Origin of the sequence: Flammeovirga aprica JL-4 (genome assembly GCF_012844305.1) — a bacterium.
GTDB classification, from domain to species: domain Bacteria; phylum Bacteroidota; class Bacteroidia; order Cytophagales; family Flammeovirgaceae; genus Flammeovirga; species Flammeovirga aprica.
The window spans coordinates 25797-41017 of sequence record NZ_JABANE010000053.1; the positions used below are offsets into that span (position 1 = coordinate 25797).

8 protein-coding genes are annotated in these 15221 nt (G+C 36.9%); 3 read left to right on the forward strand and 5 right to left on the reverse strand.

What is annotated here, in order from left to right:
* Nucleotides 1-161: 161 nt before the first annotated feature.
* The 5 genes from HHU12_RS18675 to pckA form a co-directional block, all read right to left on the reverse strand.
* On the reverse strand, nt 162-2546 hold the full coding sequence (locus HHU12_RS18675) for a glycoside hydrolase family 3 N-terminal domain-containing protein (RefSeq protein ID WP_169658256.1): 2385 nt from the start codon (nt 2544-2546) through the stop codon (nt 162-164).
* Nucleotides 2547-2799: 253 nt separating this feature from the next.
* Nucleotides 2800-4257 carry a PKD domain-containing protein gene (locus HHU12_RS18680; RefSeq protein WP_169658257.1) on the reverse strand — a complete coding sequence of 486 codons (1458 nt, stop codon included), beginning with the start codon at nt 4255-4257 and terminating at the stop codon, nt 2800-2802.
* Nucleotides 4258-4282: 25 nt separating this feature from the next.
* Nucleotides 4283-5926 carry a RagB/SusD family nutrient uptake outer membrane protein gene (locus HHU12_RS18685; protein ID WP_169658258.1) on the reverse strand — a complete coding sequence of 548 codons (1644 nt, stop codon included), beginning with the start codon at nt 5924-5926 and terminating at the stop codon, nt 4283-4285.
* A 13-nt stretch (nt 5927-5939) separates the two neighbouring features.
* Nucleotides 5940-9014 (reverse strand): SusC/RagA family TonB-linked outer membrane protein, encoded by a 3075-nt coding sequence (locus HHU12_RS18690; protein ID WP_169658259.1) that lies wholly within the window; start codon nt 9012-9014, stop codon nt 5940-5942.
* A gap of 994 nt (nt 9015-10008) precedes the next feature.
* Nucleotides 10009-11619: a phosphoenolpyruvate carboxykinase (ATP) gene (gene pckA, locus HHU12_RS18695; RefSeq protein ID WP_169658260.1), complete on the reverse strand. Its 1611-nt coding sequence runs from the start codon at nt 11617-11619 to the stop codon at nt 10009-10011.
* A gap of 566 nt (nt 11620-12185) precedes the next feature.
* On the opposite strand from pckA, the gene HHU12_RS18700 reads away from it, so the two are divergent.
* The 3 genes from HHU12_RS18700 to HHU12_RS18715 all read left to right on the forward strand — a co-directional run bounded on the left by HHU12_RS18700 (nt 12186) and on the right by HHU12_RS18715 (nt 15130).
* Complete coding sequence (locus HHU12_RS18700) at nt 12186-13631, forward strand: arginine deiminase family protein (RefSeq protein ID WP_169658261.1); 1446 nt, start codon at nt 12186-12188, stop codon at nt 13629-13631.
* A 624-nt stretch (nt 13632-14255) separates the two neighbouring features.
* A complete protein-coding gene (locus tag HHU12_RS18710) occupies nt 14256-14747 on the forward strand; it encodes a thioredoxin family protein (protein WP_169658263.1) in 492 nt (163 codons plus the stop codon).
* A gap of 2 nt (nt 14748-14749) precedes the next feature.
* Entirely contained in the window at nt 14750-15130 is a 381-nt protein-coding gene (locus HHU12_RS18715) for a hypothetical protein (RefSeq protein WP_169658264.1), read from the forward strand.
* The last annotated feature ends 91 nt before the right edge of the window (nt 15131-15221 follow it).

Consider the following 15221-nt stretch of genomic DNA (forward strand, 5'->3'; position numbering starts at 1 on the left):
TCTTTTCACCCCTTGAATCAAAAGGTCTGATATACTTTATGTATCACATAAACACTATATTCAAAAACAGAATAAGAAGATTATTATTGATCAGAGCTGGAAGTAAAAAATAAAAAGGGAGCTCAACGAATCAAACTCCCTTTTACCTATTCATCTATTGTTTAATTTTCGAAGTAAATCTTCTCAAATTCAACAGTCTTTGTGACATTTAATGAAGCTGATTGATCACCAATCATGATTTTAAACTCACCTGCTTCTACTGTCCACTTAAGGTTTTCTGCTACAAAAGCTAAATCCTTTCCGTTTAATGTAAACTCAACCACTTTAGACTCACCTGGCTTCAAGTTGACTTTTTCAAATCTTCTCAAACGCTTGTTGTCCGGTGTGATTGAAGCGTAAAGGTCTTTTGTATATAACTGAACTACTTCTTTACCTTCTACGTCTCCTGTGTTTTTTACAGTGACTGAAACCGTGAAATCATGGTAAGGAGTAATTTCATTTCTCGAAATCTTAATATCAGAATAATCGAAAGTTGTATAACTCAAACCAAAACCAAATGGATACTGGAATGGTAATGAAGAGTTGTAATCATACATACCTTCCATTTTTTCTGACGCCTCTGATGGCTTGTGGTCATATGTACCTAAAGCATTTGGATACATTGGGTAAGAGTATGGAAGTTTACCACTAGGGTTTACTTCACCTACCAAAATATCTGCTAATGCATCGCCACCGAAGTTACCTGGCAAGTAAGTATGTACTACCGCTGCCATATCTTCTTCAAACTGAGAAATCAAACGAGGACGACCTTCATTCAAGATCAACACTACTGGCTTGCCTGTTTTAGCTAAAGCCTCTGCTAACTTTCTTTGATTTTGTGAAATGTATAAATCATGCAAGTTACCAGGAGTCTCAGTGTAAGTGTTTTCACCCAAGCATAAAAGAATCACATCTGAACCTTCTGAAGCTTTTACAGCCGCGTCGATGTCAATGTTTTTCTCTTCGTGATACAAACCTTCATGGTTGTATTCTACGCCCGAAGCAAAAGCTACATTTTCTTTCCCTAATTTATTTTGTACTGCCTCTAGGATGGTATTGTAATCTTGTGCAAATTCTTCTACTTTTTCACCTTGCCAAGAGTAAGTCCATCCACCGTTTAGTGTACGCATTGAGTTTGCGTTTGGACCTGCTACAAATACTTTTGTTCCTTTTTTAAGAGGAAGAATGTTTTCGTTGTTCTTTAATAAAGTGATTGATTCAGAAGCAGCATTATAAGCGATTTGCTCATGTTCTTTACTTCCAAACTTAGGATAATCACCTTTTGATGGATAAGGAGTTTCGAATAACCCTAATTCCATTTTCACCTTCAAGACTCTGCGTACTGCATCATCAATTCTTGACATTGGCACCTCACCTTCGTTCACAAGTTCTACCAGCATTTCGGCAAACTTAAAGTTGTAAGGAACCATTGACATATCAATACCTGCATTGATTGATTTTTTAACGGCCTCTTTGTGCGTATCCGCTACTTTGTCTCTGTTGTGAAGGTTTTCAATATCCGCCCAGTCTGTTACTACAAGTCCTTTGAAGCCTAGTTCTTCTTTCAACAACTTCGTCAAATACTTATAACTAGCATGTACTGGAGTGCCATTAATAATACCAGAGTTGATCATAATAGTATGAGCTCCAGCGTCAATAGCGGCTTTATATGATGGCAAATAATGCTCTCTTAACTCAATTTCAGGAAGGTAAGAAGGTGTTCTATCTTTACCTGATCTTTCACTACCATATCCTAGGAAGTGCTTGATACAAGACGCTACTTTTGTTTTGTCAGACAGGTCGTTGTTTTCACCTTCGTATCCATCTATAGCTGCAATACCCATTTGAGAAGTCAGGTAAACATCTTCACCGTACGTTTCCCAAATACGTGGCCATGCAGGATTACGTCCCATGTCCAATACTGGAGAGAAATCCCAAGGAATAGAACTTGCTCTTGTTTCGTAAGCAGTTACTGACGCACCCTGACGGTTTAGTTCTGTGTTCCAAGTGGCCGCCATCCCGATTTGTTGTGGGAAAAACGTTGCTCCAGCAGTATAAGTGGTTCCATGAATTGCATCTACTCCATACAATACTGGGACACCAATTTCTTTCATCGCTACTTTCTGGATCTGAGAAATTACCTCATTCCATTTATCAGTAGTTCTTGCTCTATTATTAGCTGTATTGAGTACAGAACCGATTTTGTACTTAACAATTGCTTCTTCCAGTAGTTTTTTGTCTAGCTTAAGAGGTTCATCACTTGCAAATCGACTTTCTCCCTTTGTAATCACATCAAGGGTAACCTGTGTCATTTGCCCTACTTTCTCCTCTAGCGATAATTGGTGAAGTATCTTCTCTACTTTCTCATCGATAGTTAGGTTACTATTTACAATCATCTCAATTTCCTCTGTATTTTTTTCGGGATTTGAGATATCCGGGGTATTAAAACCATACAGTACCGCACACAAAGCAAGAGATGCAATACCCTTAGTCCAATTATGTTTCATTTTCTTATCAATAAATTTAGATAGTTAAGTACTTAAGTGATAGAATTAAGTAATATTCATTTATAATTTTTAGCTGATCAAAGATAGAATATTCTTCTTCTTCCTCTCTGATTTTTTCAATTATTAATTAATTCATTAAAAAAGCTAAATATCAATATTCCCTTAAGTCCCTAGCCAGCAAGACATTTTGTAGAAGGGAGCCCAAAGTAGGCTCCCCTTTATTTATTAAGTAACCTAAAGTACTTTTGTTGTATTATAGAAGTTTAAAATCTGAAATGTAGAAAGTACCTGGTCTAGTATGTCCTTCACCTCCGATTTGGATGATCACTTTGTCATAAATTGTTTTCTCACTATGATCTGAGAAATCAAAAGTAATTTCAACCCAGTGTCCCATGTCATCTTCACCCATTGTGTACAACGCTTCAGCTCTTGTTTGCCAAGCATTACCACCGTCTAGCGTGTTTTCTAAACGTAAGGCTACTGTTGGGCTCATTGCCACTTCACCTAACCAATCTGGAGTTTCAGCAGCAGATGATGGTGTTGTGAAATCGTTACCACGTAAGAAGTAAACTTTCATTGAGAACTTATTTCTTGTGCTCAAATCTAATCTGTAAGGTAATTCTGTTTGGTAGTTCTGCCACCATCCGTCTTCACCTGCAGTTGCAGTTCTTTCATACTTACCAACTAATTCCATTGGATTTCCAAGTTGATCAAAATTCTCAATACCTGTTTCAACAATTAAGTCAGCATCAGTTACAAAAGTTGTATTTGTATTACCACCGAAATCATCATATAGATCATTTGCTTCGAATGGCTTTTCTACTGGAGGAGCAACTGGTCTTTCAAAACCTTCACGAACAAAACCATAGTACCAAGCGTTACCGTCACCACCAATAGTTCTTAAGTACATCTCATCTTCCGTTAATTTCATGATTTTATACTCTGAACCACCTGTGTGCCATGATGGGAAACCGTCACCGCCGAAAGTTAAATATTTACCATCTTCTTTATCAGAAATTGCCCACGTCCAAGCTGACTGATCATTAAATTCGATTGCATAAGTATGGTCATCATCATCTGCTAAAAGAGTACCGCCTTTTGATGTAAACCAATCAGCCATATAGTCTTTAGCATATGAGTCACCGTTATTTGTAAGTGTATACTTAAAACCATTTAAGTTGAAGTTCATCACATCATCATAAGCACCTCTTCCTTCTTTTTGATTAGCCTCAGCTGCCCACCAGTTAGGATCTTCTCCTGCAGGATCACCAATACCCATGTGACCTGCTGTTGCTTTATCAAATACCCAGTTTTTACCTTCTGTGTTAGAACCGCCACCTGTCAAGAAGTTGTAGTCGTCACGATCTAATAAAGTAAAATCTGTTTGAGCGATATTGATCGTCTGTGTTTTTGAAGCCTGACCACCGCTCATGATCACTGTCATTGTCACTTCATAGTCACCTTCCACAGCATACTCTGCTGTTACTTTATCTCCTTTTGCTGTAGCTCCTGTTCCAAATTCCCAGAATGCAATTGAACCGTTAGTTGTATTGGCGAATTCAACGATGTTAGGATTATCTGCAGTTGGAGTTACTGTAAAAGATAAATTTGATTCTGTTGGTGCTGGACCTACGTCTGGATCACTTGAAGTACAACCCGCCATCCCTAAAAGGATGACAAAGCTTAAGAATGAATATATATATTGTTTCATTGTATTAGAATCTTTTAGTATGTGATTAATAACCGTCGTTTTGTTTTAACAATGGATGTAAATCCACTTCAACTTGAGGAATTGGTAAGAAACCTTTCTTCGATTTATCAAAAGTTACATTGTAAGTTTCAGCAACTCCGATATCACCTGTCATGTTGTCTCCATTAGCATCTACATATTGTGCTCCTTCGTCTGTTGGTGCCGTTAAAACATATCCTGATACATTAATTTCATCAGCAGCAGCATCTACACCTCTTCTTAATACATCGAAGTAACGGTGTCCTTCCATTGCTAACTCTACTCTTCTTTCCTTTTGGATATCCTCCAAAGTAACCACAGACTTCGCTCCTAAACCTGCTCTCTGACGCACTTGGTTTACATAAGATGAAGCTTTAGCAGGACTTGCTGTTACGTTTAATTCAGCAGCCATTAATAAAACATCTGCTAAACGAATGTAGTGGTAATTCTGAGCCCAGTTCAATTCAGTGTTCACATCTGTCTTGTTCCAACCATGAGTTGTATACTTTTTAGTATGCATCGATGTGAAATTATAATGTGCCTGGTAAGTAGAGCCCGCCTGATCAATTAGATCTTTAGCATAAATAATTGTTGCTGGCTTTCTTAAGTCACCTGCTTCAAATGATTGCTCTAATTCACGTGTTGGAGCCATAAAACCCCATCCTTGTGCTAAGACATCTGAGTTATGACCACGTGGTCCTGACATCTGACATAAAATAGAACCGTAAGACCAGTCACCCCAGTCACCAGAACCTGTATTGGCAAAAGGAACTTCAAAAATTACCTCTTTGTTGTAATTACCGTTTTCGTTAAATAAATCAGCATAATTACTAGCTAATACAGCTCCTGAGTTATTGATTACATCGTCAGCCATTGTAATTGCTGAAGAATTTGTAATAGGAGCTCCATCGCCGTTTACTGGCAATTCACTCTTGTTGTAGTATCCTGTATAGAACAAAAATACTTTTACTAATTCTGCTTCAGCTGCATATTTTGTCAAACGACCTTCTTCTCCTTCCGGAATAGTTTCAGCCATTAAAGAAATCGCCTCTACCATGTCCGTTGCAATCTGAGCATAAAGCACTTCTGGAGTAGCTTGTGTAATTTCCTGCCAAGCAGTACCTTCTAGAGGCTCAGTGTACATTGGTACATTTTCAAACAGTCTTGCCAATTCAAAGTAGTAGTGCGCTCTTAAGAATAATGCCTCACCTTTGTAATTGCTTTTGATTGTTTCTTCAGCAGTAGTAAACTCGATCTTGTCGTAGTTTGCTAACAATGTATTCGCTCTTTGAATACCTCCAAAACACTTATCCCAAGCTGCTTTACCAGCAATGTTGTTGGTCTGTGATTGGAACTTACTCATCTCCTGATAGTACATCATGTCTTGGCCTGAAGGATCACCGCCAGTCATAGCGTCATCACCCATTGCCATATCAAACATTCTTACTTCATTAGGATTACCGTCTTTATAATCTGAGCGGAGTTTTTCATAGACACCTATCAAAGCTTGTCTTGCTTCTTTTGATGTTCTGAAAAATGTATCTGCTGTTTGTGAATCGGTTGGTTTAAGTTCCAAAAAATCTGAACATGAAGTCATTGACATTGCACCAATAACAAGACCTCCTGCGACTAATATATCTTTAATTTTCATTTTGATTTTCCTCTTAGAATGTAACATTTAATCCCAATAAGTATGATCTAGCTTGTGGATATGAACCGTTGTCATAACCAGTCCAAGCATCGTCGTCACCACTATGTGCTGCTTCCGGATCCATTCCAGAATACTCTGTGAATGTTAGTAAGTTGTTACCTGACACATAGATTCTTAATTTGCTCATTCCAGCTTTCTTACTGATGTGGGTAGGAAGTGTGTAACCGATCTGTAAGTTTTTCAATCTTAAGTAAGAAGCATCTTCGATGTGAACCATATCATTCATCTTCGTGTAGTTATTGTTCTTGTCATCGTAAGTGAATCTTGGGAATTCATTAGTAGTACCTTCTCCTGTCCAGCGGTTTAACCAGCGAGTAGGGTAGTTTTGTCCTTGTCTCAAGTCATGACGCAATGTACCGTTTACCATTTTAGCACCTGCTTGACCTTGCCAGAACATTGATAAATCAAATCCTTTGTAATCCATTCTTACATTCAAACCGTACATCCATGAGTGGACTGGAGCTCCGATATTTACTCTGTCTTCGTTGTCAATTTTACCATCACCGTTTACATCTACATAGCGGATATCACCAGGCTGAGCATTAGGCTGAATTAATTGTCCCTCTTTGTTATGAGCATCGATTTCTCCTTGGTTCTGGAAAATACCGTTTGTTTTAAATCCGAAGAAGTATGGTAGTGGCTGACCTTCTTCCATCATCAACTGACCTTCTGTCTGGAATAATGAAGGACCGTAGATTCTGCCGTCACCGTTTGCTACTTTCAATACTTTGTTGTCATTGTAAGAAGCGTTTGCTGTGATGTCGAAGTGGAAATCACCGTCTCTTTTCGAGTAAGTTAATGAAGCTTCAATACCTTGGTTTCTTACTGTACCTAAGTTGTAGTTAGGACCTGTAACACCTGTGAAACCTGGAACTGGAAGTGTACCTAATAAGTCTTGACGCTCTCTAGAGTAAAAGTCGAATGTTGCTGAGATTTTGTCATCCAAGAATCCAACATCAATACCTAAATCAACTTCTGATGCCGCTTCCCATTTCAAATCAGGGTTAGACATTCTTGTGATACCATAACCAGGAACCATTGTCTGATCCGTACCGATTGGGTATGAAGGTGTGTTGCCGAATAATTCTAAGTAACCAAATGCACCGATGTTTTCGTTACCTACTCTACCCCATGATGCTCTTAACTTTAAGAAGTTTACAACGTCATTAGATTTTAAGAATTCTTCTTGTGAAATGATCCAACCTGCTTGTACTGATGGGAAGAAACCAAATTTATTGTTCGGACCAAAGTTTGACGATCCATCGTAACGTGCTGTTGCTGAAAGCAAGTATTTCTCTTTGTAGTTATAACCAACTTTACCAAAGAATGATACTAATCTATGTTGCCAATCTAATTGACCATTACCTTTTTGTGTCTCATCGTCAGCACCGTTGTTTACCCATGCATAATCCCATCCTGGAATCTGTAAGTTGTTTCTTGATGAACCTACTTGAACACCTGAACCGTCTCTTAACGTAGTACCTAATAAGGCATCGAAAGAGTGATCACCGAATTTCTTGTTGTATGACAATACATTCTCCCATTGGTACACTACATATGAACCTGCTGATTGATTAACACCTGATACTGAAACTTGGTTTACGTTGTTGTAGTATGCTTCAGGGTTGTAACCTCTGTTGCCCCAGTTTCCAATATCTACACCAAAGTCAGTTCTGAATTTCAAACCTTTGATTCCTGGAGTTGCCTCAACGAATACATTACCTAAGAATTTATTGCTAGCATCTTCGCTGTAAGTGTTGTTGATTCTTGCCATTGGGTTAACTATCTCTCTCAATCCTTGCTCTGAAATACCGTAGTATCTACCGTTTTTGTTTGCAGGTTTTACTGCGTAAGTATCATACTCTTGGATTTTGTCAGGACGATCTTCCCAAACTGTTGTTAAAGGATCGTGTAATAATGCGTTTTGTAAAACGCCACCAAATTGGTTTTGCTCGTTGATACCTTTCTTTTCTTCTCTTGAGAAAGTGATATTAGAACCAGATCTGAAATACTCTGAAATCTTGTGAGAAGAGTTCAAACGAATTGTGTATCTGTCAAAGTTTGACTTTTCAGGAGCTACAATACCTTGCTGACCGAAATAACCAACTGAAGCTAAGAAAGTAGATGTTTCGCTACCACCTGACATTTGTACTGTATGACTTTGAATAGGTGCTTGTTGGAAAATTTGATCTTGCCAGTTTGTATTCGTAGTGTTGTTCGCCATATCTTCCGGAGAGTACTTTAAACCTCCGCCAGCGTTTAATGAACCTTCATTGTGGAACATCATATATTGATTAGCGTCAAGCAATGGTGTTTTTCTCCATGCTTCCTGAATACCAATGTAACCATCGTAAGATACGATTGTTCTACCTGCTTTACCTTTCTTTGTAGAAACTAATACTACACCGTTTGCACCTCTTGAACCGTAGATTGCTGCAGATGCCGCATCTTTTAATACCTCAATTGATTCGATATCGTTAGGGTTTAAGAAGTTGATGTTATCCATTTGTACACCATCAACTACATATAAAGGAGTGTTGTTTCTGTTTGAACCAGTACCACGAACACGGATATCAATATTTGAACCTGGCTGACCAGATACCGGCGTTACAATTACACCTGCTGTTTTACCTTGTAATGATTGTGCTGCGTTTTGAACAGGTGTTTGTGTAATATCATCTGATTTTACTGAAGCAATAGCACCTGTTACTACTGATTTCTTCTGTACTTGATAACCTACTACTACTACTTCTTCTAATTGTTCTACATCTTCTGCTAAAGAGATGTTGATGGTAGTTTGCGTACCAATCACAACCGATTGTTGCGTATAACCAATAAAAGAGAAAATTAACTCTGAAGCTCCTGCGGGAACTGATAATTTGTAGTTACCATCAAAATCTGTGATTGTACCAGTTGAAGTACCTTTTACTTTTACATTTACACCAGGTAATAAACTACCATCTCCTGCGGCAGTAACCTGTCCTGTAATCATTCGGTCTTGTGCATTTGAAACGTATGCTGTTAACATTAAGCACACGCACACAAGTAACGAAAGAACATTTTTAGATTGTAAAAAATTTTTCATTCCATTAAGTTTTGCGATAGAATAAAGAAGAGTTAAAATTTTTCAGTGTGTGTTATATAACTCTTTCTATAAAGTGAACAGTTGAACTTGCGCTTTTTGTTTTTCTGTCAATTCAAACATACTAGGTTGATGTATATATATGCAAATTCAAAATTAGTGAATATTTTTTAATGTATAATTTAAATAAAATAACATAAAACACTGATATTGTGATTATTACAGAATAAGTGTAGCAAATACATCCATTTTTATAATCATTTAAAAAAAATCGTTTTTAACACAAAATTTTAATAAAATAGGATGAAATATCACTAGAAAAAAAGGGAATTAATAAAGAATCCATGCTTAAAAAATATGTTACAGGTTTAACGTCTATTAATTTACGATTACTAATTTATCTTATTTATCGTTAATTAATTTATTATCTAATAACAAATCTAAGTACATAATATGTTGTTTCAATCTCTCATGTAAGGAAAAATGTACTTTAATGAATTGAATAAAGGTTGTTTTTTCACTCAACCGGTCCCAAAAAGTTGTAATATCTTCAATGAAATGCTAAACAATCTCATCAGTCATTTATAAAATAGAAGCGAAAAGATGGTACTTGTTGTGGTTTGTGAGACGTAAGAGATTGCGTTTATAAGGATCTATCACAATCAACGTAACAACGCTTAAATTGAAAAGCATACCCATAATGCCTTGTGTCTCCAAAACCTTCACAAAGAACTTTTCTTTATAGACCAGAATACTAATCACTGTCATTACGTAGTGGTGAGGTTAAAACAAATGTTTTGGGTTCTAAGCAATAAGTCAAAAATAAATCATAGATAATTTTGAATTTGTACTTACATATTCAAATACACAAAAAAGGCCATCGCTTTCGCGACAGCCTTCTGTAAATGTAAACTTATGCTACTATTAATATAATATGATACTACACTTTTTGAGATACATTAGGAGCTCCTTCCAGAATAGACTGATCTTCTAATCCTTCTTCGAACTGCTTGAAGTTCTCAACAAATTTAGCGGCCAGCTTCATAGCGATTGCATCATAATTCTTAAATCCATTTGCTTTCCAAGAGGCTTTAGCGTCAAGTGCTTCACTAGGCACTCCTTCAACTTCTTTTGGCACCTGTACTCCAAATATCGGGTGCTCTACAAATTCCACATTGTCCAACTGTCCCTCCAAAGCAGCTGTGATCATAGCTCTTGTATATTTCAGCTTAGTACGACCCACTTTATCAGAAGGACCATTTGACCAACCTGTATTGATCAGCCAGATGTTTGTTTTATGAGCTGTCATTTTTTCGCCTAACTTCATAGCATATACAGAAGGATGTAGTGGCATAAACGGAGCTCCGAAACAAGCTGAGAAAGTTGGAGTTGGTTCTGTAACGCCAGCTTCCGTACCGGCTACCTTTGCAGTATACCCCAACATGAAGTGATACATGGCCTGTTCTTTTGTCAGCTTAGAAATAGCTGGCAGAACACCATACGCATCACAAGTAAGGAAAAATATATTTTTAGGGTGTGTTTCTGATACTGACGGGATCTTAGCGTTATCTATGTGATCAATAGGATAAGATACTCTTGTATTTTCTGTCACTGTTACATTGGTATAATCCACTACCGATGTTCCAGGGAAGAAACGGGTGTTTTCTAAAGTTGCACCAAATTTAATAGCATCCCAGATCTCTGGTTCATTTTCTCTTGTAAGATCGATGGTTTTGGCATAGCATCCACCTTCGAAATTATAAATTCCTCTATCTGACCATCCATGCTCATCATCTCCAATGAGGTTTCTGTTAGTATCGGCTGATAAAGTTGTTTTTCCGGTGCCTGACAGCCCGAAGAAAACAGCTGAATCACCTTTCAGTCCTTCATTTGCTGAACAGTGCATAGGAAGTACATTCTCATCAATAAGCAAAGCATTCAATACTGAGAAAATACCTTTCTTGATTTCACCAGTGTAACGAGAACCCGCTACAAGCGCCGCTTTCTCTCCAAAATTCAAAATAGAGAAGTTGCCTTGACGTGTACCGTCAATCTGAGGATTAGCATAAAAATCAGGAGCTTGCAAAACAACATAATCCGGCTCTCCGAAAGATCTTAACTCTTCGTCACTAGGAACGATAAACATGTTGCTGACAAAATGTGACACAGAAGCGAGAGGAGTAACTACCCTTACCTTAATACGGTATGCTGGATCAGCACCTGCATACACATTATTGACATACAACTTCTGATTATTGAGAAGGTAATCCACCATTTTACTTGCCAAACCGTCAAATTTGTCTTGTGGAAAGGGCTTGTTGATGCTTCCCCACCACACGCGGTCTTTAGTGTAATCATCTTCTACGATAAAGCGATCTTGAGGAGATCTACCAGTATATCTACCGGTATCGCACATAATAGCACCAGTGGAGCTAAGAACGCCTTCTCCATTTTTAACTGCTTCAGCGACCAATTGGGCTACAGATAGATCGCAATTTACTTGTTTAGACTCTGCTAAAAGTTTACTGGCTAATTTGTGTGTTGCTGTCATATTGGTAAGTTTTAATTTGTAATTAAATATTAGAATAGTACAATAAATAAAGAGTACTTTATGTGTTGGTTTTCAAGATTAGATAGTAACCGTTATGAGTGAATTAATGCTTTATTTGTGAATGGATTACTATACTATACTACAATGTAAATTATCAAAATACAGTGACCTTGATCAACAACATTTAGAGACTTTATTACTATTCTAGGGTGATATTTAATTTACGGACCTTAATAAACTGATTAACAGATTATTAACAAATAGTTAAATTTTAAACCTTTAAATTATTTGTAATAAATACCTTTTATTTTCTTACAAATCATTACTTAATAATTGAATTATTTTTCAAATGTAGATATTACGTTTAATATAACAAAAGAAAAGAATATATAATTCAGTCATTTTCTTTAAAATATTCAATTTTAGAATATATACACTAATATTTATCATCAATGAAAGATGATTTTACACGTAAATTTTACGTTTAATAATTTAGAAGTAATTTGTTTGATTGGATTAATAGATTAACGCATCTTTGATTCTTTAAAGAAAATTATTAGCACGATATGCATACTAACCAAGACATTCATGTGAGTTCTGAAGTAGGAACTTTAAGACGATTAATGATCCACAGCCCTGACGAAGGCATAGGCAAGGTCATTCCTACAAAAGCACAAGACTGGCTTTTTGAGGACATCATTCACCTGGACACTATGAGAAAGAAAGAATATGACCTCTATTTAAAAATCTTACTCTACTTTCTAGATTATCAGAACATACACTCTCGTATTCACACTATTGATTTACCTGAATCACAAAGACATTTTTACAAGCCTGACAAAGAAGATTATTTCAATAGCGACAAGGTGATTGAGCCTCAGGCTTTGCTCTCTCATATTTTAGAGAAAAATGATATCAGAAGCCGAATGATCGCTTCGATATGCGCTCACGAAGGCACCTCGTACTCTCTTCAGGATGAATTGATGGAACTAGAATCTTCTATTTTAGCTAGAACTATGATTTCCGGCATTCTTCCTGACAAAAGAATGATCTTCCCTCCTATTCCAAACTTTATCTTTACAAGAGATCTTGGTATCACCGTCAATGATCACATCTTGCTCAACAAGCCTAAGAAAAAAGCAAGAACTAGGGAATCTATCATTATGAAGTATATCTTCTTCAACCACCCTATGTTTGCTGATTATACGGATAAGGTCATTGAAATTACGGACCCTGAAGATTTCTTCTTGCTAGATGACGAGGAACAGGAACAGAAGAGCGTTACCATTGAAGGTGGTGATGTGATGATGGTGGCTCCTAATCACCTGCTAGTGGGTGTAAGTGAAAGAACTTCAATTCATGCAGCAAGCAAGGTGGTTCATGAAATGCACAAAAGAAATATTGTGGAGAAAGTAACAGTAGTGAAAATACCGGCTAAAAGGGCTTATATGCATATTGACACTACGTTCACACAAGTGAAAAGAAACCTTTGGGTAATGTTTGGTTCTTTCTCTAAAGAAGGGCTTAAAAAGGAACAGGGCGATTTCATTCCTTCACTGGGAAATTTCAAAAGTGAAAATGAACTTGAAATTCTTCAATATGTAAAAGGAGAAAACTATGATCATCCTATACGCTTCAACTACCTTGAAGACCTGCTGAATGACATTAGTTTAAATGACCTTCACTCTACCGAACCTACTCAATTTATTTACTCAGGCAACAATAAATTCCCGCATGGAAGAAGGGAACAATGGACCGACTCCTGCAATGTGCTTGCACTCAAAGAGGGGGTAGTTATTGGTTATGACCGAAATGACAAGACTTCTGAAGGTTTTGAAAAACACGGCATGAAAGTGGTAAAAGCCGCTGACCTTCTTCAAGATTTTGCTCAGGAGAAACTTTTCCCTGAAGACATCAAAGACACATTGATCTTACTTCCTTCTGCTGAACTTTCAAGAGCAAGAGGAGGATCGCACTGTATGTCTATGCCTCTGAAAAGGGATTATATATAAGTACTAGGACAAATGAAAACGAGTGTTTCGTGCACCATAGTTAAAACTATGGGCAGGTGATACAACAATCTAATCAAGACTAAAGTCTTGAAGATTGATAACGTAAGCAACACTTTAGTGTTGGTGGAGTCTGTATCACCTGCCCATGACTTCAGTCATGGTGCACGTAATTATTGATCCATTTCTTTTGTCCTAGTACTTAATGAAGAATTCATAAAAAATGGATTGTGCTGTAGACTTCACGACCACAGCACAATCCACCTTAACTCTTAACTCAAAAAAATATAAACGGCTACTACTCTACGACTTCTATTGTAATAAACTTTTAATATTGGTTAATATTTATAGTTAAAAATTAAACTCACCCCATCTCAACCTCAATTATTTTTTATCCTTTACGAGATAGAATATATTTATAGCGGCAATAAAACCATTAGTGATTACAATAGGCCAAGCACTTAACATTATACCGTATATCACAAACACTATGCAACCAACGGTGTTGACCATTCTGAGGAGTTTTACATTTTTGAGGGCAAAAGATATCATTAATAAAAGTGAGGCCAAGTAACCTACATATTCTGGTGAAAATTCCATATTTACGAACGTAATAATTTATTTAAAATGAAAAAAAGCACGGCAGTCTTATTTATCACTTTACTCTCTCTATTAGCCAATTTTGCCTTTTGTCAAACGGAAAAATACGATCCTAATGCAGATGCGATTGCAGACATAAAAGCAGCAGTTCAGGTGGCTAAAAAATCAAATAAACATGTTTTTGTAAAAGTAGGAGGAAATTGGTGTAGTTGGTGTAAACTCTATGCAAAATTCACACATAATAACGAAGATATCACTAAAATGATGAATGATAACTATGTGAAGGTCCTCGTGAACTGGAGTAAAGAAAATAAGAATCCTGAAGCAATGGAATACCTTCATTTCCCACAACGCTTTGGTTATCCTGTATTCGTAATCATAGATGGAAACGGTAAAATCATACATACACAAAACTCTGCTTACCTTGAAAGCGGTAACGGGTACGACAAGCAAAAAGTGATGCAGTTCTTAAAAGGATGGACTCCTAAAGCATTGGACCCTGATACTTATAAAAATTAATCATGAAAATACTTACGTTTCTTATTGTTTACTTTTCCATCCCGTTTCTGTTGCATTCATGCCAGCCCGTAACAGTGTACCCTCTCAAGACAGGTACGGTGGAATTTAAATGGGATAGTTCAACTGCGCTTACCGCTAAGGTCATTGTATTGGACCGCTATCCTCTTGAGCCTCCGGTTTATGGAAGAACCAGAGTTTTTACAAGAGCAAGCGACACTGTAAAGGTCAGTTTAGAAGAATTTGAATACAGAGGCACCTGCACTATAGAACCTTATGAAAATAAAGAGAGCTACCCTTATGCTTCTGTAAAAAATAGTATTAACGTAAGTCAAACCGTAACAAAGAGCGCACAATTATGGGATGTGAATCAAAACATTCCATAAATTGTAATTTATGTTAATTGAGACGATTATCATTTTGTTTTTCAGTAAATACTTTTTACTTATGCTTTGAAAAATAAACTATCATAAGTTA

Excerpts from the sequence above, each read along its gene's own strand:
- HHU12_RS18675 (WP_169658256.1), bottom strand. The coding sequence starts at position 2,546 with ATGAAACATAATTGGACTAAGGGTATTGCATCTCTTGCTTTGTGTGCG.
- HHU12_RS18680 (WP_169658257.1), bottom strand. The coding sequence starts at position 4,257 with ATGAAACAATATATATATTCATTCTTAAGCTTTGTCATCCTTTTAGGG.
- HHU12_RS18685 (WP_169658258.1), bottom strand. The coding sequence starts at position 5,926 with ATGAAAATTAAAGATATATTAGTCGCAGGAGGTCTTGTTATTGGTGCA.
- HHU12_RS18690 (WP_169658259.1), bottom strand. The coding sequence starts at position 9,014 with ATGTTAACAGCATACGTTTCAAATGCACAAGACCGAATGATTACAGGA.
- pckA (WP_169658260.1), bottom strand. The coding sequence starts at position 11,619 with ATGACAGCAACACACAAATTAGCCAGTAAACTTTTAGCAGAGTCTAAA.
- HHU12_RS18700 (WP_169658261.1), top strand. The coding sequence starts at position 12,186 with ATGCATACTAACCAAGACATTCATGTGAGTTCTGAAGTAGGAACTTTA.
- HHU12_RS18710 (WP_169658263.1), top strand. The coding sequence starts at position 14,256 with ATGAAAAAAAGCACGGCAGTCTTATTTATCACTTTACTCTCTCTATTA.
- HHU12_RS18715 (WP_169658264.1), top strand. The coding sequence starts at position 14,750 with ATGAAAATACTTACGTTTCTTATTGTTTACTTTTCCATCCCGTTTCTG.